This is a genomic window from Streptosporangium sp. NPDC000095, assembly GCF_042899335.1.
Classification (GTDB): Bacteria; Actinomycetota; Actinomycetes; order Streptosporangiales; family Streptosporangiaceae; genus Streptosporangium.
This window is the reverse complement of sequence record NZ_JBIAZS010000013.1, coordinates 264,397-284,862: the sequence shown is the minus strand read 5'-3', so window position 1 is coordinate 284,862 and position 20,466 is coordinate 264,397. Positions and strand designations below refer to the sequence as shown.

Sequence of the window (20,466 nt, the reverse complement as noted above, 5' to 3'; positions counted from 1 at the left end):
GGATTTCACCTCACCGAAACCTACGGCGGTATCGCGTCTGGGTAGAGTCCCGCCATCCTCGACAATGTTGATCCCTTCATCGGCACAGCGGCCACCGACCTGCCTCGGGCACACGGTCTGGCCGCTACTTGGTGGTGGCCGAAACCGCAGGTGGGCAACACCCATCCGGGCGCCACGTCACCGCTGGGCATGGTGTCGGCCTGCGCCTACTCCGGCGCGTACCCGACGGGCTACGGCAGATACACCAAGAACACCGAGGGCGTCCCCGAGGAGATGTTCGAGCGGCTGCAGGCGTCCGGGTTCACCCACTTCCAGCAGTCGGGCACCGGCGCGATCCGCAAGTACTACAACTACGTCCGGGTCACCCCGATGGTGCAGCCACTGGACGCGCTGGGCGAGGCCTGGCCGCTGCACGACGAGGTGGCGGAGGCGGGCTACTACGCGGCCACCCTCGACACCGGGATCCGCTGCGAGCTCACCGTGGGCACCAAGGTCGCCGTGCACCGATACACGTTCCCCGGGCACAGCAGTGCCCGCGTGGTGGTCGACCTGTCCTGCGGCGGCCTCGCCATCGAGCACGGCCGCACCGTGCCGTTGCGGGCGCAGGTGGAGAGCATGGGCCACGGCCGGGCCCAGGGCACGGTGGCGATGGAGGGCGTCCCGCTCTCGGTGTACCTGGACGTCGACGCTCCCGGCTGGCGGCAGATGCTCTGGTACGACCGGCGGCTCATCGACGGCGGCACCCGCCTGGACTTCGACAGCATCCGGCACACCACGTTGCGTCCCTTCGGCATGCTCTTCATGGGTCCCACCGAGCCCGGGCAGACGATCGAGGTGCGGCTCGGGTTCTCGCTGCGCGGGTGCGACCAGGCGCGGGAGAACCTGGAGCGCGAGTGCGGGACCCGGCCGGCGTTCGACGTGGTGCGGTCCAAGACCAGGGTCCGCTGGGGCGACCATCTCGACCGCGTCCAGGTCGAGGGCGGCACGCCGGCCCGCCGCACCGTGTTCGCGACGGCGCTCTACCACTCGCTGATCAAGCCGTGCTTCGCCGACGACGAGAGCCCGTTCTGGCCGACCTCCGGACCGTTCGCGTTCGACGTGTGCACCATGTGGGACATCTACAAGACGCAGTTGCCGCTGCTCGCGGCCATCGTCCCCGACCGGGCCGCGCATCTGCTGGAGTCGCTGATCCGGGTCTGTGAGGAGGAGGGCAACTTCCCCATCGGCTACCGGATGGCTCGCGGCGCCGACCGGTTCTACCGCCAGGCGAGCGCGCTCGCGCACACCGCGCTGGCCGACGCCCACGCTCTCGGCCGGGCGGGCCTGGACTGGAACTGGGCGCTCGTGCACATGGTCGACGACCTGCGTCGCCTGTACGGCGAGGAGTTCTTCGAGCACGGGGTGGTGCACCCGATCACCCACACCCTCGACCTCGCCTACGGCCACCACTGCACGGCGCAGGTCGCCCGGGCGATGAACGACCGGCGCCTCGCCGACGACCTCGACGACCGCAGCCGCCGGTGGGTGAACGCCTTCGACCCGAGTACGGGACTGCTGCGCGACTCGGAGTTCTACGAGGGCGGCAAGTGGAACTACTCGTTCCGGCTGCTGCACGACATGGCCGCGAGGATCGCCCTGGCGGGCGGCGACCGGGCCTTCATCGGCATGCTGGACAGGTTCTTCGGCTTCGACGCCGCACCGGTGACACAGCCGGGGCTGCGCCCCCAGGCTGCGGAGATGGCGGCCGGATACGCCCTGAACCGGTTCGAGGGGCTGAACAACGAGCCCGACATGGAAGCGCCGTGGGCGTATCACTACGCGGGACGGCCCGACCGTACGGCCGAGGTGGTCCAGGCGGCGCTGACCTGGCAGTTCGGCACCGGCTCCGGCGGGCTGCCCGGCAACGACGACTCCGGCGGCCTGAGTTCCTGGTACGTCTGGGCGTCGCTGGGACTGTTCCCGATCGCCGGCCAGAACCTGTTCCTGATCAACGCGCCCGCGTTCTCCGGGGCCGTGCTCAAGGCCGGCGGCAACGAGTTCGTCATCGAGACCAGTGGGCACCGCGAGACGCCGATCGGTGTCGACGGCGTCGACCGTGACCCGCCGGCGCAGTACGTCCAGTCGGCGACCCTCAACGGCGAACCCATGAACGCGACGCATCTGAGCGCCGCCACCGTGCATCGGGGCGGCGTGTTGCACCTGCGGCTGGGCCCGGAACCGTCCGGGTGGGGGCGGGAGGTCCGCCCCCCGTCTCTTTCAGATCCGCCCGCCAGAACGAAGGAAGCACGATGACCAACCCCCGCCGCCGTCTCGTCATCGTTGTCAGGGCCGACCCGGTCATCTGCGGCCATTCCGGCGAGGCCCGTAACCTCGCCGAGGTGGCGCTGACCCGCGGGTTCGACGACGTACGCCTGCTGACCTGGCCGATCCCCGCGCTGCAGGCGGCCGGGCTGCCGCTCAAGCCGCTCGACCGGCTGCTGCCGTACAGCGCCGGGATCACCGTGGAGCGTCCCGAGGCGGTCGGCGACTACCGGGTGCCCGACGGGCGCCACCAGGCGGGACTCACCGGACGTCTCGTCGAACTGCTCGCCGAACCGGTGCCCACGACCTGCCTGTCCATGTATCTCGTGCCGCACACCTCGGTGGTCATGGACGCGGTCACCTCCGCGCGCGCCGCCGGGTTCGCGCCCGACGTGCACACCGTCGCGAAGGCGGTCGGCTCCGACGTGACCAACGTGATCCGGTCGTGCCTGCGGGAGGGCCGGTTCGGCGCGGCGACCGTGCTGTTCACCACGTTCCTCGCCAACGACGAGGTCGTCGCGGTCTCCGAGTACACCCGGGAGGAGATCGTCGCCTCGGCCGAGCAGGTGGACGCGCACTGCGGCACCACGTTCGCCGAGCAGTGCCGGCGTCGCGTGACCGTCAGTTATCCGCCGATCGACTCCGCCGCCTTCCTCGACCAGGATCCGGCCGACGTGGACGCCGCGCTCGCGAAACGCGGTCTGGAGCGCGACGGATACATCCTGTTCCTGTCCCGGGTGACCCAGGCGAAGGGCATCCACGACCTGATGGCCGCCTACGGCCGGATGCGCTGTCGGTCGCGGATGAAGCTGGTCGTCGCCGGCACCGGGCCCGCGCTGGAGGAGATCCGGGCGCTGGCCAAGGATGACGACCGGGTGACGATCCTCACCGATGTGGACGACAACGAGAAGCCACTGCTCATGCGCGGCTGCGCGGCCTACGTCCTGCCCACCAAGCCCGAGCCCGACTTCGTCGAGACGTTCGGCATCGCCCTCGCCGAGAAGATGCTGGCCGGAGGCGGACCGATCGTCACGACCAGGACGGGCGGGACCCTGGAGGCGGTCGGCGACACCGCCGTCATCGTCGAGCCCAGGGACATCGGCGGCCTCGCCGCGGCCGTGGACCGGGTGGTCCTGGAGATGTCCGCCGCCGAGCGCCAGGAGCTGGAACAGCGCGCCCGCACCCGCGCGATGACGTTCGACCGGGCCGCGGTGTTCGACAACCTGTTCCCCCAGAAAGCTCTCACCGTCGGCGCCCTCTGACCGTGAGGATGGAGGTGAACGCCTCCCGGTGAGGTCTGGCTCGCCGTCCGGCCGACCGTGGTGTCTTCAACAGGATCTGCCGGCCCTCCGTCCGGCCCGGTTCCCATGGAGTTCCCAGGCAGAGTTTGTAGCACTTTCGACTGAGATTAATGAGTATGGGTAGATGGAGCCCATGCCGCAGGAGACCGACGCGGCCGGGGCTCGAAAAGCCGTGGCCGGAAGGACCGGGCGGTTCGTCGTCGGAGGTGGCGCGCTCGTCGTCGTCGCGCTGCTCGCGTACTGGCTGGGAAGCGGCGGCGGGAACGGCGAGGAGGCCGCGTCCGGGCCGAGCGCGACACCGACGCCCAGCGCGACGCTCACGGTGAACGACGTCTTCAAGAGGGTCGGGCCGTCGGTGGTGGTCATCCAGGCCGATAAGTCGCTCGGCACCGGGGTGATCGCCGCCGAGGACGGCACGATCCTGACGGCGCACCACGTCGTCAAAGGCGCCTCAGGAAAAGGCGGCTCCGGCGAAGACGCCGGAAAGGTCACCGTGACGTTCGCCGACGGCACCAGGACGAAGGCCGTCGTCGCGTCGTCGAACCCCAAGCTCGACGTCGCCACCCTCAAACCCGAGAAGCTGCCCGAGATCGTCGTCCCGGCGACGCTCGGCGGCACCGCGGCCGTGGGCGCGCCCGTCGTGGCGATCGGCAATCCGCTGGGCCTCACCTACAGCGTCTCCACCGGCGTCGTATCGGGCCTGAACCGGACCGCCAAGGACGGCGGCCCGGACGGGCTCATCCAGTTCGACGCCTCCGTGAACCCCGGCAGCTCCGGCGGCCCCCTCCTCGACGCCCGCGGCCTGGTCATCGGGGTCGTCGTCTCGATCGCCGACCCGGGAAACGACGAGGCGTTCGCCGGCATCGCGTTCGCGGTGCCGATCGGTACGGCCCTGGGCGGCGGCGAAGGCGACGGGCCGCCAGGTGACGGACCCCAGATCTGACCGCGACGCCACGAGAAGGAACACCATTCGCGTCCTCCCCACACCTCAAGGCAGGGGCCTCCACGCCGGAAGGAACACGATGACCTCGACCAGGTTCTCCGAGTCGGCCCACCCGCTCGAACAGGTGCTGTTCGAGGTCAAACGCACGATCGTCGGGCAGGACGTTCTGCTGGAACGCATGGCCGTCGCGTTGATCGCCGGTGGCCACCTGCTCGTCGAAGGCGTACCCGGCCTCGCCAAGACGCTCGCGGTGAGGTCGATGGCCGCCGCGATCGCCGGCAGTTTCCAGCGCGTCCAGTTCACCCCCGACCTGGTACCGGCCGACCTCGTGGGCACGCGGGTCTACCACCAGCACTCCGGGGAGTTCAAAACCGAACTCGGCCCGGTGTTCGCGAACCTGCTGCTCGCCGACGAGATCAACCGTGCCCCCGCCAAGGTGCAGAGCGCCCTGCTGGAGGTGATGCAGGAGCACCAGGTGACGATCGGCCGCGAGACGTTCCGGGTGCCCGAGCCGTTCCTGGTCATGGCGACGGAGAACCCGATCGAGTCGGAGGGCACCTACCCGCTGCCCGAGGCGCAGGTCGACCGTTTCATGATGAAGGTGGTCGTCGACTATCCGACCCAGGTCGAGGAGCGGGCGATCGTCGAACGAGCGCTGCGCCCGCCCGAGCCGCCGCAGCCGACGGTGACGGCCGAGGACCTGATCGCGATGCGGGCCCGCGCCCAGCAGGTGTACGTCGATCTGGCGATCGTCGACTACGCGGTACGGCTCGTCTCCGTGACCCGTTCCCCGGGGATGGCCGGGCTCGGCGAGCTGGAACGGTACGTCACCCACGGCGCGAGCCCGCGGGCGTCCATCGCGCTCGTCACGGGCGCCCGGGCTCTGGCGTTCCTGCGCGGCCGCGACTACGTCCTGCCGCACGACCTGTCCGAGATCGCGCTCGACGTGCTGCGCCACCGCCTCGTGCTGTCCTACGAGGCCCTCGCGGACGACGTCGACACCGACGCGATCATCACCGCGGTGCTCGGGGCCGTCCGTGCGCCCGACGTCGTCCTGCAGAACCGCTGACCCGCCATGGCCACCGCCCCCGAGAAACTCCTGCTCCGCCTGGAGTGGAAGGTCGTCCGCAGGCTCGACGGCCGGCTCCAGGGCGCCCACCGCACCGCGCACCGCGGCTCGGGAATCGACTTCACCGGGTTGCGCGCCTACAGCGAAGGCGACGACGCCCGGCACATCGACTGGAACGTGACCGCACGGCTGGACGAGCCGCACCTGCGAGTGTTCACCGAAGACCGCGAACTGACGGTGTGGCTCGTCCTCGACCGGTCGGCGTCGATGACGGCCGGCCGACCGGGACGCGGCAAGCACGACGTACTCGCCGAACTCGCGCTCGTCCTCGCCCGGCTGTTCGGCCGGGGCGGCAACCGCGTCGGCGCCCTGCTCTTCGACACCGGGAAGCCGCGCGTCGTGCCACCCGGCACCTCCCGGCGGCACGCGCTGCGGATCGGCGCCGAACTGGAACGCACCTCCGGAGTGCGCGACGGCGCAGGACCGAAACGCACCTCCGGAGTGCGCGACGGCGCGAAATCGGAACGCACCTCCACGACGCACGGCGGCACCGGACCGGAACGTCCTCCCAAGAACGGCATCGACGCGGAACCGGAACGTCCTCCCAGGCTCGGCGTCGGCGCCACGCTGAAACGCGCCTTCAAGGTACGCGCCGACGCCGAGCCGAAACGCGCTTCCACGACCCACTCCGGCACCACCACCGACCTGGCCGAGATGCTCGACGCGGCCGGACGACTCGCGCGCCGCCGCGCGCTCATCGTCGTCCTGTCCGACTTCATCGGCGACGGCGACTGGGAGCGTTCACTCCAACGCCTGGCCCGGCGGCACGAGGTGGTCGCCCTGCGGATCGTCGACACGGCCGACGACGTACTGCCCGAGGCCGGGCTGATCGTGGTCGAGGACGCCGAGACCGGTGAGCAACTCGTCGTCGACTCCGCCGACCCGCTGCTACGGGTCCGCCTCCGCGCCGCCGTCGACGCCCGCGACGCCCGGCTCAAGGCGGGCATGCGCCGGGCGGGGGTGCCCGTCCACCGCATCGACACCGACCGCGACCTCGGCGAGGCGCTCGTCGAGGTCGTCGCCCGGACCAAGGACCGGTCGCCATGACCGGGAACCGAGAGTCCGTCAACGGACGCCCGAGACCGGCGAAGGAGGCCTCGTGACGCTGTCCTTCCCGCCGCTGCTCGCCGTCGGACTGCTCCTCACCGCGGCGCTCGCCTGGGCGGCCGTCGTCTCGGCACGCCGCAGAACGGCCGCCCTCACCGCCGCCGGGGTCGCGGTGCCCGGCGGCCGCCAGGCGTACCTCGGCGTCGGCCTGGTGATCGCCGGCGTCGGGATACTCGCGGTCGCCGCGGCCGGACCCGCGGCGATGGTGCCGGTCCCGCGGACCGCGGGCACCGTCATCCTCGCCGTCGACGTCTCCAACAGCATGGGGGCCGACGACGTCGCGCCCACCCGGCTCGCGGCCGCGCAACGGGCGGCCCGCGCGTTCGTGGCGGCGCAACCCGACAGCGTCGACATCGGAGTCGTCGCGTTCGAACGCGGTGCGCTCACCACCGCGCGGCCCGACGCCGACCACTCCGTCGCGCTCAAGGCCATCGACCGGCTGAAGGTCGTCGGTGGCACCTCGCTGGGAACGGCCATCACGGCCTCCCTGTCGGCGATCACCGGCAAACAGGTGACCGTCGGCCGCGACGGCCCCGCGCCCGACATCGGCTACTGGCCGTCCGCGACGATCGTGATGTTCTCCGACGGCCAGAACGGGGGCGGGGACGTCGAACAGGCCGCCGCGGTGGCCCAGCGGGCGGGCGTCCACATCCACACCGTCGGGGTCGGCACCACGGCCGGGGCGACGGTGAAGGTCGACGGCTACCATCTGCAGACCTCGCTTGAGGAGGACACCCTCACCCTGATCGCGCAGACAACCGGGGGCGCCTACCACCCGGCCTCCGACACCGCGCGACTCGACGGGATCGCCGACACGATCGACCTGCGGGTCACCGTCTCCGACGAACCCCTGCCCCTCGCCGGCGGGCTGATCGGGCTCGCCCTCGCCATGCTCACCGCGGGCGCGACGCTCACCGTACTCCGAACCGGACGGGTGATCTGAATGTCGTTCTCGTGGCCGTGGGCGCTGCTCTCCTTCCTCGTCATCCCGCTGATCTTCGCCGTCCGCGAGTGGGCGCGCCGCCGCCGTCGGCGGGCCGCCGTGCGCGTCACCTCCATCGCGCTCGTACGCGGCGCCCTGCCCGGCCGTACGCTCTGGACGCGGAAGATCCCCACGGCGCTGTTCGCGGTCGGGCTCGCGCTGCTCGCGGTCGGGGCCGCGCGACCGCAGGCGTCGGTCCCGGTGCCGCAGACCTCGGCGACGATCCTGCTCGCGCTCGACACCTCCGGCTCCATGTGCTCGACGGACGTCGACCCCAACCGCATCACCGCCGCGAGGAAGGCCGCCGCCGAGTTCATCGAGTCACAGCGGGGCGGGCCGCGCATCGGCCTGGTCACCTTCGCTGGCACCGCGGGCCTGCTCGTCCCACCCACCGACGACACCGACTCGCTGATCGAGGCGCTGGACGATCTCACCGTGTCCCGTGGCACCGCGATCGGGCAGGCCGTGCTCACCTCGATCGACGCGATCGCGGAGGTCGACCCGTCGGTCGCCCCCACCGGGGCGGACCCCGGCGACAGCGGGTCGGGCTACGCCGGTGCCGCGATCGTCGTACTCACCGACGGCGCCAACATCCAGGGCGTCGACCCGCAGGTCGCCGCCCAGGAGGCGGCCCTGCGCCGCGTCCGCGTCTTCACCATCGGCTTCGGCACCACGGACCCGGCCCCGATGGTCTGCGAGAACTCGCAGTTCGACGGCCGCGGCTTCGGCGGCTGGGGCGGTGGCGGCTGGGGAGGCGGCCGTGGCGGATTCGACAGGGGCCGCAACCCCCGCACCATCGACGAGCCCGCCCTCAAACAGATGGCCCAGACCACCGGCGGCTCCTACCACCGCGCCGAGAACGCCGACCAGCTCCAAAGCGCCCTCGACGCCCTCCCCGGCACCTTCACCGTCATCCGCCAACAGGTCGACACCGCCGCCGCCTTCGCCACCGGCGGCGGCCTCCTCGTCGCCGCGGCCCTCGCCCTCTCCCTCTGGTGGAACCGCCCCCGGCCTCCGACCCGCTGACCGCACCCGCACCCGCACCCGTGGCCGCAGCCGCGCGAAACCTCAGCGACGACCGTCGAGCGGGGCGTACAGCGAGAGATGCGGGGACAGGGCGCGGAGGAAGTCCGGGGCATCGAAGACCGCGCCCGCGGAGGCGACGCCCGCACTCCCAGCGCTCCCGGTGCCGCCGGTGCTCCCTCTGCCCTTGGCATCGCCGGAACTCTCAGCGCCGCCGACGCCTCCGGTACCTCCGCTGGTCCCGGCGCTGCCGACATCCCTGGTCCGGCCGCTGAGGATACGGTCGACGGCCTCCACCGCGAGCGGCGCACTGATGGCGTAGATGTCCTGACCGGCGGCGGTCACCCGGCGTTCCGTGCCGCCGGAGCGGACGAGGACGTCGACGACGAAGGTCTGCGCGGAACGGCCACGCTCGTCGACGGCGGTCGGAGCCGGGGCGTCGGGAGCGGACAGGTCCGAGGCCGCCTTGGCGGTCATGTAGGTGCGCACCTCCGGGACCGCCAGGTGGCTGGGAACGGTGACGACGTCGGCCATGGTGAACTCTCCGATCACGCTCTGGGAGCCGAGCGGAGCAGGGAAGGGCCACTCCAGGGTCGGCAGGGCGTCGTCGTGATACTCCAGCCGTCCACCGGTGAAGCGAACACGGCGACCACCTCGCCGCTGCCCCGAGACCACGCCCGAGGCGAGCGTTCCGCCGGTGGGGTGCCAGCTGCTCAGGCCGTAGGCGATGTGCGCCTCGTCCGCCGCCGTCCAGTCGCCCATCGCGGTGGTGACCAGGAGATCGCCGAGCCCGCCGAAGAAGGCCATCGCCGGGACCACCAGGGTGCCCGCGGCGCGGGCGCGCTCCGCGAAGCGCGCGAACGTGTCGACGTTCGCCTCGATCTCGGCGGCCACGTCGACATACGGAATGCCGGCGCGCAATGCCGCCTCGATGAGCGGGGCGGCGGTCGTGGCGAAGGGCCCGGCGCAGTTGATCACGGCGACCGCGCCTTTCAGCGCGCGGTCGAGCGAGGCCGGATCGTCGACCGACGCCCGCCGCGTCTCAACTCCGGGGTGGGCCTCCGCCAGCACCGTCAGCTTGTCCTGATCACGGCCGAGCAGCAGCGGGACGTACCCGCGCTCGCGCAACTCCGCGACCACGAACCGCCCGGTGTGCCCGTAGGCGCCGAACACCGCCACGTTCCGACCCATTTCCATGCCTGCTCCCCCGTACTCGAAGTGATCCACCGCCGAAATCCTGTCCTCGTCGCCCCATCGAGGCCAGTGTCTGGAATGACATGACCCGTACAATTCCCGACATGAGTTCTGTCCCGCGCTCCGTCGCGGTCGCCGCCACCGACGGGATGCTCCACTTCGAACTGGCCCTCGCCTACGAGGTCTTCGGCTCCGCCCCCGCCGCTCTGCCCGGCCCCTGGTACGACGTCCAGGTGTGCGGCACGCACGCCGTCCGGGTCGGCCGGTTCCTGCTGGAGCCGGACTGCGGTCTCGACCGGCTGGCGCACGCCGACACCGTGATCGTCCCCGCCCTGGCGGACGTCGACGAGGACCCGCCGGCCGACCTGGTCGAGGCGGTGCGCACGGCCCACGCGTCGGGCGCGCGGGTGGTCTCCCTGTGCACGGGCGCGTTCGTGCTCGCCGCCGCCGGCCTGCTGGACGGGCTGCGCGCGACCACGCACTGGGCTCACACCGAGGAACTGGCCGCGCGCTACCCCCGGGTGGAGGTCGACCCGGATGTGCTCTACGTCGACAACGGCAGCGTGCTCACATCCGCGGGCAAGGCCGCGGCGATGGACCTGTGCCTGCACCTGGTACGCCGCGACCACGGCTCCGCGATCGCCAACGTGGTCGCCCGCCGCCTGGTCGTACCGCCCCACCGGGCCGGCGGCCAGGCCCAGTTCGTCACCACACCGGTGCCCGCCCAGGACGGCCACCCCCTGGCCGAGCTGCTCACCTGGGTGATGCGGCGACTGGACCAGCCTCTCACCGTTGAGGACCTGGCCCGTCAGGCGAACATGAGCTCGCGCCACCTGGCCCGCCACTTCCGCTCGGTGGTCGGCACCACCCCGCTGCAGTGGCTGTTGACACAGCGGATCCGCCGCGCGCAGGAGCTGCTGGAGAGCACGGACGACAGCGTCGAGACCATCGCCTCGGCCGCGGGCATGGGCACGGCGACGACCCTGCGCCGCCACTTCCACCGCACGATCGGCGTACCGCCGGACGCCTACCGCCGCACGTTCCGACCGTGAGACCACTCACCGACCTCGAAACCGTCCCGGCCGCGTATTCACGACAGCGGGCGAAGGCCCGTCCCGGGGAGCCGTAGCCCTCCCAGGTGTTCGGACCTCCGCCCGAGGCGCTTCACCCGATCGCTCTCATGCGCCGAACCGGCTGGTCGGCGTCAGCTGCGCAGGGTCCATCGCTGGTTGGCCTGGCCGTTGCAGGACCAAAGGATGATCTTCGTGCCGTTCGCTGTGGCGGCGGCGTTCGCGTCGAGACACAGGCCGGACTGCACGCCGGTGACGGTGCCGTTGGCGTTGACGTTCCACTGCTGGTTGGCCTGGCCGTTGCAGTCCCAGATGATCACCTGGGTGCCGTTGGCGGTGCCCTGCCCGTAGGCGTCCAGACACTTGTTGCCGTACACCTGCAACTGCTTGCCCGAGGTGTAGGTCCAGCGCTGGTTGGTGCCGCTGCCACAGTCCCAGATCTGCGTCTGGGTGCCGTTGGCGGTGCTGGAGTTCGGCACCTCGACGCAGCGACCCGACTGGCCGCCGACGATCTGGACGTTCTGCTGCGGGTTGCCGCCGCCCGCAGGCGCGTAGCCGGCGGCGGCGATGTTGGCCTGTACGGCGTCCTCGGTGGCGGCCGTCGGATAACCGGAGGTCAACACGCCCTCGAAGAAGGTGCCGCGGGCGGAGACGCTGTTGTCGCCGCCGATACCGAGCAGGATGGCGCCCTCCTTCTTCATCGGGTGATAGCCCTGGGGGCGCGGTCCGTCGAAGTAGGTCGTCAGACCGCCCGACTGCGCGTTCCCACCCCGGATCGCCCAGTGGTTCGGCTCGCCCTTGACGATGGCCGTGACGAAGCGGTGGTTGATCGACGGGAGGTTGTTGTAGCCCGCGTTCACCCCGGAGAAGAGTCCCCACTCCATGTCGGCCATGATCCAGGGACCGGCTCCGGCCCCGTAGCCCCACTGTTTGTTGGCGCCGAAGTAGACGGTCTCCATGATGCCGCGGGCGTCGGCCTGACCGTCCGTCTGCGCGTTGCCGTAGTCGAAGCAGCACCACTGGTTGTAGTGCGTGCCGTCGACGACGGCGTAGATGCCCTCGGGCTGGTCACCGGTCGCGACGCCGTTGGTGTTGTTGTTGCGGTAGCCGGTGCCGGGCTCCACGCGGACGCCGTACGCCTTCTGGCCGCCGATGGTGATCGGGGCCGCCTTCGCGTCGGCGAGGTTGTCCCATCCGCCGGGTCCCGGGCCAGGCCAGTAGCCGGGTGGCGCCTGGGTGAGACGGTTGTTGCGGCCCGACTGGTCGTAGATGATCGTGATGACGCAGGTCGTGTTGGCGCAGAACGAGTCCTGGGTGGCGGCGTTGACGACTCCGCCTGCGCTCAGCACGCCGATGTCGCGGGTGGTGTTGTCCGAGGCGCGCCTGACCTGGTACAACGGGCCGTTGTACGCGCCGTACAGCGCCCGGGTCGTGCTGTGCGCCGCCACACACGGCGTGCCGCCCGCGGCGTAGATGTCGCATGACTGCGCCGCCGCTGCCTTGGCCGTAGCGACGCCGACCGGCCACGTCATGGCGATCAGCACGCTCGCACCGATCGCGAGCGACCTTCTCAGGGTCCCGAAAAGCATCATGCCTTCTTCTCTCGATGAAGAAATCGCGATCGGACAGCGCCGGGACGACAGGCCAGGTCGTGATGTTAGCGCTAACATAAATGGCTCGTCTGACAGCGATTCGCGACTGAAGATACTGCGGAGTACATTCAACGGATGCCCTCGCGTCAATAGGGTGGGCTGAATTTCTCGGACATCCGACCGCCGTCGACGCATTACCTGGATCTCTGCCGTGACACACCCTCACCGTCACGATGAGCCATCGTGAAACTTTCATCCGTGGCACCCGCCAGACGGTGAGCCATCTGTTCGTCAAGGGCATCGTGCGACCGTCGAGCATCGGCCACACGGTGGGCGGCACGAAGCCGGGGCATCTCGCGTTGTACGGATTCATCGCGTTCCGAAAGCGCACCTGAGCGAACAGGCTCCCGATCTCCTCTCCCGGCGGTCAGTCACCTTGGTGCGGCGGGGCGGTGCTCTCCCGGATCGTCAGCGTGGTCGCCAGTTCGAGGCCGACCTGCTGCGTTTCCTCACCGCGGCCAAGAGCGAGCGCCAGCTCGGTGGCCGTAACGGCCATCTCGGTCAGTGGCTGGTGGACGGTGGTCAGCGGAGGGTCGACGAACGCGGCGACCGGCAGATCGTCGAAGCCGACCACGCTCAGGTCTCCGGGAATCCGCAGTTCCAGCTCGCGAGCAGCCTGGTAGACCCCGAGTGCCTGAAGGTCGTTGCAGGCGAAGATCGCCGTCGGCCGCTCCCGGCCTCCCAACAACCTGATCGCGGCCTCACGGCCGTCCTCTCTCGTGAGTTCGGTACGCACGACGAGGCTGTCGTCCATCGACAGACCCGCCGTCTCCAGGGCGGAGCGGTAGCCGTCGAGCCTGGCGCGGCAGCACAGGATGCGGTCCGGGCCTGCGATCATCGCGATGCGCCTGTGGCCAAGCTCGATGAGATGCCGGGTGGCCGACCGTCCGCCGGCCCAGTTGGTCGCTCCGACGAAAGGGACGCCGTCCGGTAGTTCGGTGGTGGGGTCGAAGACCACGAACGGAATGTCCTTGGCCCGCAACTGGTTCCGCTGTTCCTCCGACAGCTGGGCCACCGTCACGACGCATGCCGGACGGCGGGCCAGGGTCTCGTCGATCGGGTGTTCCGTGGAATCCTGGCGAGGGCCGAACTCCGTCAGCACGACACCCACTCGGTGCTCACGGGCCACCCGCTCGACTCCTCGGATGATCTCCAGACCCCACATGTCCTGGAGCTCGCCGAAGACGAGCTCCATCATGTTCTTACGGTTGGTCTTTCGATAGCCGTACTCGCTGATCAGCGCCTCTACTCGGGCACGGGTGTCGGCGGAAACGCCGGCACGACCATTGATGACCTTGGAGACCGTCGGAACGGACACTCCGGCGGTCTCCGCGATGTAGGAAATGGTCACGGGACGCGTGGGGTCGCCTGCGGGGTGCTCTCCGTCGGAGACCGGGCCGCCCGCCTCGACGTACGACAACGTGGCCCCCTTCTTCGCGTTTCGTTCTCGCCCGGTGAGCCGTCGCGGGCCTGTTCACGGCGCGAGGACAACCCGTCGGGTTTCGCTTGAACGGCGCCGTGCGTCCTCGTCGAGCGACTCGTCGTCGAACCAGTCGCACCGGACGGTGTCCGCCGCGGCGTAGAGACCTGTCACACGCCCGGTGAAACCGCCTGCGACCTCCGTCGACGGGTATCTGCCGTCGAGTTCGGCCAGCACGTCGACCCCACCGTCCGCGTCTTCGATACCGAAACGGAGCCTATCGGGTTCTTTCACGGGATGCCGCTCCTCGGGCCGGGGGGCGAGGATGTCGATTCGAAGCCGGACCGGCCCAGGGGCTGTGTGACGGATGGCCGCGACGGTGCGAAGCGAGCCGACCTGTGCCCAGTGCACCAGATCCCGGCGTGGAGGATCGGCCCCCCGGGGAAGTACTCGAGGCTGGAACAGGCCAGGAAGCAGTCGTCGCCGACCCTGCGGATGCTCGGATCCGGGTGCGTACCGGAGATCACCGAGTTGACGAACGTGCCGTTGGTCCAGAGCTCCGCCACAGGATTTCGTATTTCCGCTCCCGCTCCTCATCGAATGATCGTCGGCCTGAAACATTCAGGAACCGTAGCCAGAAACTTTCTTCATCTCTAGCCCTCTCGTCGCCGTGGGCGACCCTCGCGACGGAGCATACGTGGCTCTTGGCCTGCCTCTTTGCCTTCCTCATCCAGGCAGGGTCCGCCATGTCCGATCCGAGCCTTTCATCGAGCATGTCGTCAGGGGATGGACAGCACCACTCCACTCCCTTATTTAATGTTTCCGGTCAATATGACAGAAACTTTCTCAGCAACCGGATGGAGCGCGCATGGTGGCCGCCCTCGACTCCGGCACTTCCGCCGACACCGCCACACCGCCCACCGAGGCGAGCGAGACGGCTGTCGGCGTCCTCACCGTCGCGCCGATCGCCGCCTACCCGTTCGTCCAACACCACTTCATCAAGGAGTGCTGATCGGCGCCGTCAAAGGTCGACGCGCCCGAAGGAGGACAACCGTGAAACCGCACAGGTTACGAAGAGCCCGCTCACGGATCGGCGCCGCCCTCGCCACCCTGATCGCGTTATTGACAGTCAGCACGATGACGGCTTTCAACGCCCAGGCCGCCACCGGATGCCGCGTGGAGTACACGGTCTCGTCCCAATGGCAAGGCGGGTTCACCGCCAACGTGAACGTCACCAACCTCGGCGACCCGGTCAACACCTGGCGGCTCGCCTGGACGTTCCCATCGGGACAGCAGGTCACCCAGGCGTGGAACGCGACGGTCACCTCGTCCGGGGCGCAGACAACCGCCGCGAACATGAGCTACAACGGGACCGTGGCGACCAACGCCTCGGTCTCCTTCGGCTTCAACGGTTCATGGTCCGGCAGCAACACCGCGCCCGCCACGTTCACCCTCAACGGCGTCACGTGCTCGGGAAACGTCGGCCCGTCTCCCAGCCCGACCCCTTCCTCGACCCCTTCGCCGACGCCTTCCCCCTCGCCGACCCCGCAGCCGGGGGACGCGATGGCCACCGTGGCCGCGATGCAACCCGGGTGGAACCTGGGCAACACCCTCGACGCGATTCCCGACGAGACCGCCTGGGGCAATCCGCTGACGACCCAGACCCTGCTCCGGCACGTACGGTCCCAGGGGTACAAGAGCATCCGGCTGCCGATCACCTGGAGCAACCACCACGGCCCCGCACCGGACTACACCATCGACACCGCCTGGCTGAACCGCGTCCGCCAGATCGTCGACTGGTCGCTGGCCGAGGACTTCTACGTGATGATCAATCTCCACCACGACTCATGGCAGTGGATCAACGGCTACCCGGCCGACTCCACAACCGTGATGAACCGGTACAAGGCCCTGTGGCGGCAGATCTCCGGCACCTTCCGCAACCACTCGCCGAAGCTGGTGTTCGAGAGCATCAACGAGCCGCAGTTCGCGGGCACGTCCGGAGACGATCAGGGTGACCAGGTGACGAACACCTTCAACACGGAGTTCGTTCACCTCGTGCGGCAGTCGGGCGGGGGCAACGCCACCCGGCTTCTCGTGCTGCCCACCCTGCACACCAGCGGCGAGCAGGCTCGGCTGGACGCGTTGAACACCACCATCACCGCACTGCGTGATCCCAACCTGGCCGCGACGGTCCACTTCTACGGCTGGTGGCCGTTCAGCGTCAACATCGCGGGCGGCACCCGATATGACAGCAATGTCGAACAGGACCTCGTCGGTACCTTCGACCGGGTACGGACCACGTTCGTCTCCCGCGGAATCCCCGTGATCATCGGAGAGTGGGCACTCCTCAGCTGGGATCACACCAGGCCCGGCATCATCGAGCGGGGCGAGTTCCTGAAGTATCTGGAGGCGGTCGGATATCACGCCCGGATCCGGAACCTCACCACCATGGTCTGGGACGCGGGCCAGTTCCTGAACCGCAACGAACTGAAGTGGCGCGACCAGGGCGTCTACGAGATGTTCAAGGCGAGCTGGACCACACGCTCGGGGACGGCATCCTCCGATCAGGTGTACCTGCCACGGACCGGCACGATCACCAGCCGGACGCTCACGCTCAACCCCAACGGCACCACCTTCCAGGGCCTGCGGCAGGGCGGCACCAACCTCGCCCAGGGCGCCGACTACACCGTCTCCGGCAACACCCTCACCCTCACCGCCTCAGCCCTCACCAGGCTGGCCGGAAACCGCGCCTACGGCGTGAACTCCACCATCGAGGCCCGGTTCTCCCAGGGCACGCCATGGTCGATCAGCATCATCAGCTCCGACACACCGACCCAGTCCGCCGCGAGTGGCACGACCAGCTCGTTCACCATTCCCACCCAGTTCCGCGGAGACCAGCTCGCCACGATGGAGGCCAAGTACGCCGACGGCAGCCCCGCCGGACCGGCCAACTGGACCACCTACAAGGAGTTCTGGCAGAACTTCCAGCCCGACTACAACGCGAACAGCATCATCTTGAAGCCCGAGTTCTTCGCCGAGGTCAACGACGGCCGGATCACCCTGACCTTCCACTTCTGGAGTGGAAAGCAGCTCACGTACTACATCACCAAGTCCGGAAGCACCGTGACCGGCGCCACCACCTGACAGTGGCTCCCTGACAGCGGATGGAACAGGTATCGGTACCTGTTTTCGACCTGAGATTTCCACCGGTACCGGTACCTGTTCGAATTCACTCTCCCAGAGCATCGAGACCTGATCCGTCATCGCGGCCGACCTGCGGTACGGGACCGGTCACAGCGTGGCGTCCTCCCAGTGCGGGGTATGCGATTCGACGTCCTCCGGCACGCGAATCCGCCCGTCCACGAGAACGAGTGGCGCGATCTCGGTGCTCTCGTGAAAACGCAGGTAGCCGACGAAGGATTCGACACCGTCGACAGGTGCGCCGACCGAGCACCCGCCGAGCCAGTCCAGCAGTGTCCGGAGCCGGTAGAAGTCGTCGGGGTGGAGTTCTTGGCGTACCGTCAGCGCCCAGCCGTCAGGCCGCTCTCGCGCGACCAGATCGGCGACGAGCGCGCCTCCTACCCGCCAGGCGGCGCCGCGCCGCGCGAACACCGGCTCCACCTCCGCGTCCTCCCACTCGCAGTCGGGGTCGTCGGGATCACCGAGCGGATAGGTCTCCACGTATCGGTCAGAGCCGATCGGCAGGCGCTCGGGCCGCGGCCCCTGCCCCACGTGCCACCGCAGCTCGGCGAGCTCGTCGTCGGCCACGTCAGCGCGAATGTTCACCGACAGCACGAGTTCGTAAATGTCCCCCATCGGCACACCGTACCGTCGCGACACCTTGAGAGATCGTTCTGGGAGGAGTTCACACGGGACGAGACCATCGTCCGTTATCTGTCGCGTTCACCTTGTCCGCCCCGGGAGAATCGGTAGTCTGCGGCAATGCCATTCGATCATCGATCTATTGGCGCGGCAGCGCTGACGGCGGCCGTCGCACTCACCACGGCCGCCCCCTCGGCCGCGCGGGCGCACGAAGCGCCCACGACCTCGGCGGATCGCGTCCTACGGGTCTACAACAACAACATCGAGAACCTGGTCAGGAACAACGCCGACGGCTCGTGCACCCGGGTCTCGGGTCCGGACCACCTCACCTCGATGCTGGTCGACGACAACGGCCGAACCGGCACCTCGGGCGTGCAAGCACCCGACCTCCTGATCGTGCAGCAGGTGCGCGGCACCGGGCAGGCCACCGCGTACGCCGATCAGCTCTCGGCCAAATTCGGCTATCCGGCGGGCACCTACAGGGCGATCGTGGCCTGGGACGACCCCGAGGAGTGGGGCGGCACGCACAAGTGCAGTCAGCAATCGCTCGGCGACCTGAAGAAGAAGCAGACCAACGGGATCCTCTACAACACCAGAACGTTGAGCCTCGCGTCGGGCGACATCTCGAAATACTGGAGCGCGGGCTGGCTGAAGCCGGGAACGTCCTACCGCGACGGGGCCGGCTGCACGCTGTACAAACCGCCGAGCAACGACGCGAGCAGCGCCAACGAGCACAAGTGGAAGCGCACGAGCGCCATCGCCGCGAAGTTCACCGTCAAGGCGACGGGAACACCGGTGTTCGCCGCGACCATGCACCTCCCGGAAGAGAACGGGGCGAACGCCTGCGCGGGCGCCGGCTCCGCGGGCATCGCGAAATCCGGCATCCATATCGGCGCGGACGCCACGAGCCTGATGAACGCGTCGACGATCCGCGTGATCGGGATCGACGCCAACCGCACGGGCATCGCCCCGACGACGCTCGGCGGCTTCGGCATGACCGGTTACGGCACGAAGGCGACCTCCGGCTCCAGGAAGATCGACTACCTGTTCGTCAAGGGCACCGTGCGACCGTCGAGCATCGGCCACACGGTGGGCAGCACGAAGTCGAACCATCTCGCGCTGTACGGATTCATCACGTTCTGAACGGGTGAACCCGTGGGCTCCCTTGAACTGGAGCGCAGGCGTTCACATCAGCATTTCCTGGCCGACGGCACGCAGAATTGGACCTCGGGGTAGCGCGGGGAGGGCTTGCCCAGCAGGGATTGCGGCCTGCCGCGCAAGTGCAGGTCGAGGAAGGCGGCGACGTATCTGCGGGTGATGTCCATCGAGCGGGTTCCCTTCAGGCCGCCGCCGAGGTCCACGCCGAGCTGCTGGAGCAGCATGTCGTAGTCGGTGAAGGACGGGTGCAGCGCCCCCTTCACCACCAGCCAGCGTTTCCAGCCGGTCAGGTGCTCCCAGTCACGTTTCCAGGTGCTGTCGTCCGAGGGGGCGCCCATCAACATGAACGGTCGCGCCAGTCCGCTCTTGGGGATCGGGAGGAACATGCTGCCGTCCATGTTGATCCCGGCGCGCACCCGGGAATCCTTCAGCATGGTCTCCGGGGCGGCGGCCCCTCCGATGGACTGGCCCACCATCGCGATCCGAGCCGGATTGATCAGGGCGCCGCCCTTCCACCTGGGCCGCGGACCGGTCAACTGGTCGAGTACGAAGGGAATGTCGATCGTCCGGCCCCGGATCACCTTTTGGCCGAAGTCATCGTCGTTGACGTTCTCGCAGGCGGCGCAGGTGGCGACCCGCCCGCCAGGGAAGGTGGTGGCGAAGTTCTCGTAGGTGTGGTCAATGCCGGCCACCACATACCCTCTGCTCGCCAGGTCCTCGGCCAGACCCGTGAGCGAACTGCGAGGCCAGGTGAAGCCGGGCGACAGCACCACGAGCGGCAGACTGCCCCTGCGTCCCGACGGTTCGGCGTCGGTGAAGGCGTTCGTGCGCGTCCGGCTCAGCCCTTCTGACGGTACGTTCTCCAGCTCCTTTATCCCCGAGCCCTTCAAAAGCAGCTCCGACTCCTTGGGGGTGACGTACGGCGCGCGCCGTCCAGCACGCGCTGTCGTCGGGTACCACAGGGAGACCATGAGCTCCCTGGCCTTGGCCGCGGGGACCCACGGGTCGGGACGGGAGGTGTCGGTCAGGTGCAGGGATGTCGTGCCGACCCGGTGAGGGCCGGTCGGCTTCGGGAGATACGGCGTGCCGGGTACCGCGGCAGCGGCGGGGGCCGGCGCCCAGACGATGGAGGTCGTGAGAGCGAGCAGTCCCGCGACGGCGGCCAGAAGCACGGGGCTTCTTCGCGCTGGACAGAGGTTGTCGTGTGCCATGGGGTTGATCTTGCGGTTCCGGATCGGCGCCGGCATCGACCGTGAGTCCATAACATCCTCGGCCGAACGGTTGATCTTCAGGGTTGGGGCCGTGACTGTTCGGGCCCTTGTCGCCGACGACCAGCAAACTGAAGATTCAGTAGGAATGTGCAA

At 69.2% G+C, this 20,466-nt stretch carries 18 protein-coding genes; 12 read left to right on the top strand and 6 right to left on the bottom strand.

Translation table 11 applies throughout. The features are described 5' to 3' along the window. The first annotated feature begins 54 nt into the window (after window positions 1-54). The 7 genes from ACFY3V_RS27685 (at window position 55) to ACFY3V_RS27655 (ending at window position 8,789) form a co-directional block, all read left to right on the top strand. Window positions 55-2,292 carry a glycoside hydrolase domain-containing protein gene (locus ACFY3V_RS27685; protein ID WP_389777604.1) on the top strand — a complete coding sequence of 746 codons (2,238 nt, stop codon included), beginning with the start codon at window positions 55-57 and terminating at the stop codon, window positions 2,290-2,292. Beyond that, a complete protein-coding gene (locus tag ACFY3V_RS27680; protein ID WP_389777558.1) occupies window positions 2,289-3,563 on the top strand; it encodes a glycosyltransferase in 1,275 nt (424 codons plus the stop codon). The genes ACFY3V_RS27685 and ACFY3V_RS27680 overlap by 4 nt, the downstream gene beginning before the upstream one ends. A gap of 163 nt (window positions 3,564-3,726) precedes the next feature. Continuing rightward, on the top strand, window positions 3,727-4,545 hold the full coding sequence (locus tag ACFY3V_RS27675) for a trypsin-like peptidase domain-containing protein (RefSeq protein ID WP_362904949.1): 819 nt from the start codon (window positions 3,727-3,729) through the stop codon (window positions 4,543-4,545). Between the two features lie 79 nt (window positions 4,546-4,624). Beyond that, window positions 4,625-5,614 carry an AAA family ATPase gene (locus tag ACFY3V_RS27670; RefSeq protein ID WP_389777555.1) on the top strand — a complete coding sequence of 330 codons (990 nt, stop codon included), beginning with the start codon at window positions 4,625-4,627 and terminating at the stop codon, window positions 5,612-5,614. A gap of 6 nt (window positions 5,615-5,620) precedes the next feature. Further along, window positions 5,621-6,721: a DUF58 domain-containing protein gene (locus tag ACFY3V_RS27665; RefSeq protein ID WP_389777551.1), complete on the top strand. Its 1,101-nt coding sequence runs from the start codon at window positions 5,621-5,623 to the stop codon at window positions 6,719-6,721. A 52-nt stretch (window positions 6,722-6,773) separates the two neighbouring features. Then, window positions 6,774-7,724: a VWA domain-containing protein gene (locus tag ACFY3V_RS27660; RefSeq protein WP_389777548.1), complete on the top strand. Its 951-nt coding sequence runs from the start codon at window positions 6,774-6,776 to the stop codon at window positions 7,722-7,724. Further along, complete coding sequence (locus ACFY3V_RS27655) at window positions 7,725-8,789, top strand: VWA domain-containing protein (protein WP_389777545.1); 1,065 nt, start codon at window positions 7,725-7,727, stop codon at window positions 8,787-8,789. Between the two features lie 42 nt (window positions 8,790-8,831). On the opposite strand, the gene ACFY3V_RS27650 is transcribed toward ACFY3V_RS27655, so the two are convergent. Then, the gene (locus ACFY3V_RS27650) at window positions 8,832-9,983 is read right to left on the bottom strand and encodes a saccharopine dehydrogenase NADP-binding domain-containing protein (protein ID WP_389777542.1); all 1,152 of its coding nucleotides are present in this window, start codon (window positions 9,981-9,983) and stop codon (window positions 8,832-8,834) included. A gap of 101 nt (window positions 9,984-10,084) precedes the next feature. Here ACFY3V_RS27650 and ACFY3V_RS27645 point away from each other — a divergent pair, with 101 nt between their 5' ends. Beyond that, entirely contained in the window at window positions 10,085-11,032 is a 948-nt protein-coding gene (locus ACFY3V_RS27645; RefSeq protein WP_389777539.1) for a helix-turn-helix domain-containing protein, read from the top strand. A gap of 152 nt (window positions 11,033-11,184) precedes the next feature. On the opposite strand, the gene ACFY3V_RS27640 is transcribed toward ACFY3V_RS27645, so the two are convergent. Next, window positions 11,185-12,639 carry an arabinofuranosidase catalytic domain-containing protein gene (locus tag ACFY3V_RS27640; protein WP_389777536.1) on the bottom strand — a complete coding sequence of 485 codons (1,455 nt, stop codon included), beginning with the start codon at window positions 12,637-12,639 and terminating at the stop codon, window positions 11,185-11,187. Window positions 12,640-12,875: 236 nt separating this feature from the next. On the opposite strand from ACFY3V_RS27640, the gene ACFY3V_RS27635 reads away from it, so the two are divergent. Then, window positions 12,876-13,037 (top strand): hypothetical protein, encoded by a 162-nt coding sequence (locus ACFY3V_RS27635; protein WP_389777533.1) that lies wholly within the window; start codon window positions 12,876-12,878, stop codon window positions 13,035-13,037. A gap of 32 nt (window positions 13,038-13,069) precedes the next feature. Here ACFY3V_RS27635 and ACFY3V_RS27630 read toward each other — a convergent pair whose 3' ends face one another. Both ACFY3V_RS27630 and ACFY3V_RS27625 read right to left on the bottom strand, forming a co-directional pair. Continuing rightward, window positions 13,070-14,122: a LacI family DNA-binding transcriptional regulator gene (locus ACFY3V_RS27630; protein WP_389777530.1), complete on the bottom strand. Its 1,053-nt coding sequence runs from the start codon at window positions 14,120-14,122 to the stop codon at window positions 13,070-13,072. A 54-nt stretch (window positions 14,123-14,176) separates the two neighbouring features. Further along, window positions 14,177-14,533, bottom strand: a complete 357-nt coding sequence (locus ACFY3V_RS27625) for a hypothetical protein (protein ID WP_389777527.1) — start codon at window positions 14,531-14,533, stop codon at window positions 14,177-14,179. Between the two features lie 457 nt (window positions 14,534-14,990). Here ACFY3V_RS27625 and ACFY3V_RS27620 point away from each other — a divergent pair, with 457 nt between their 5' ends. Together ACFY3V_RS27620 and ACFY3V_RS27615 are read left to right on the top strand one after the other, a co-directional pair. Next, entirely contained in the window at window positions 14,991-15,134 is a 144-nt protein-coding gene (locus ACFY3V_RS27620; RefSeq protein WP_362899639.1) for a hypothetical protein, read from the top strand. A 125-nt stretch (window positions 15,135-15,259) separates the two neighbouring features. Continuing rightward, window positions 15,260-17,266, top strand: a complete 2,007-nt coding sequence (locus tag ACFY3V_RS27615) for a cellulase family glycosylhydrolase (protein ID WP_389777524.1) — start codon at window positions 15,260-15,262, stop codon at window positions 17,264-17,266. 147 nt (window positions 17,267-17,413) lie between these two features. On the opposite strand, the gene ACFY3V_RS27610 is transcribed toward ACFY3V_RS27615, so the two are convergent. Further along, the gene (locus ACFY3V_RS27610) at window positions 17,414-17,938 is read right to left on the bottom strand and encodes a hypothetical protein (protein WP_362899635.1); all 525 of its coding nucleotides are present in this window, start codon (window positions 17,936-17,938) and stop codon (window positions 17,414-17,416) included. A gap of 126 nt (window positions 17,939-18,064) precedes the next feature. On the opposite strand from ACFY3V_RS27610, the gene ACFY3V_RS27605 reads away from it, so the two are divergent. Then, window positions 18,065-19,087: a hypothetical protein gene (locus ACFY3V_RS27605; protein WP_362899633.1), complete on the top strand. Its 1,023-nt coding sequence runs from the start codon at window positions 18,065-18,067 to the stop codon at window positions 19,085-19,087. Between the two features lie 47 nt (window positions 19,088-19,134). Here ACFY3V_RS27605 and ACFY3V_RS27600 read toward each other — a convergent pair whose 3' ends face one another. Next, entirely contained in the window at window positions 19,135-20,313 is a 1,179-nt protein-coding gene (locus ACFY3V_RS27600; RefSeq protein ID WP_389777519.1) for an alpha/beta hydrolase family protein, read from the bottom strand. Window positions 20,314-20,466: the final 153 nt, after the last annotated feature.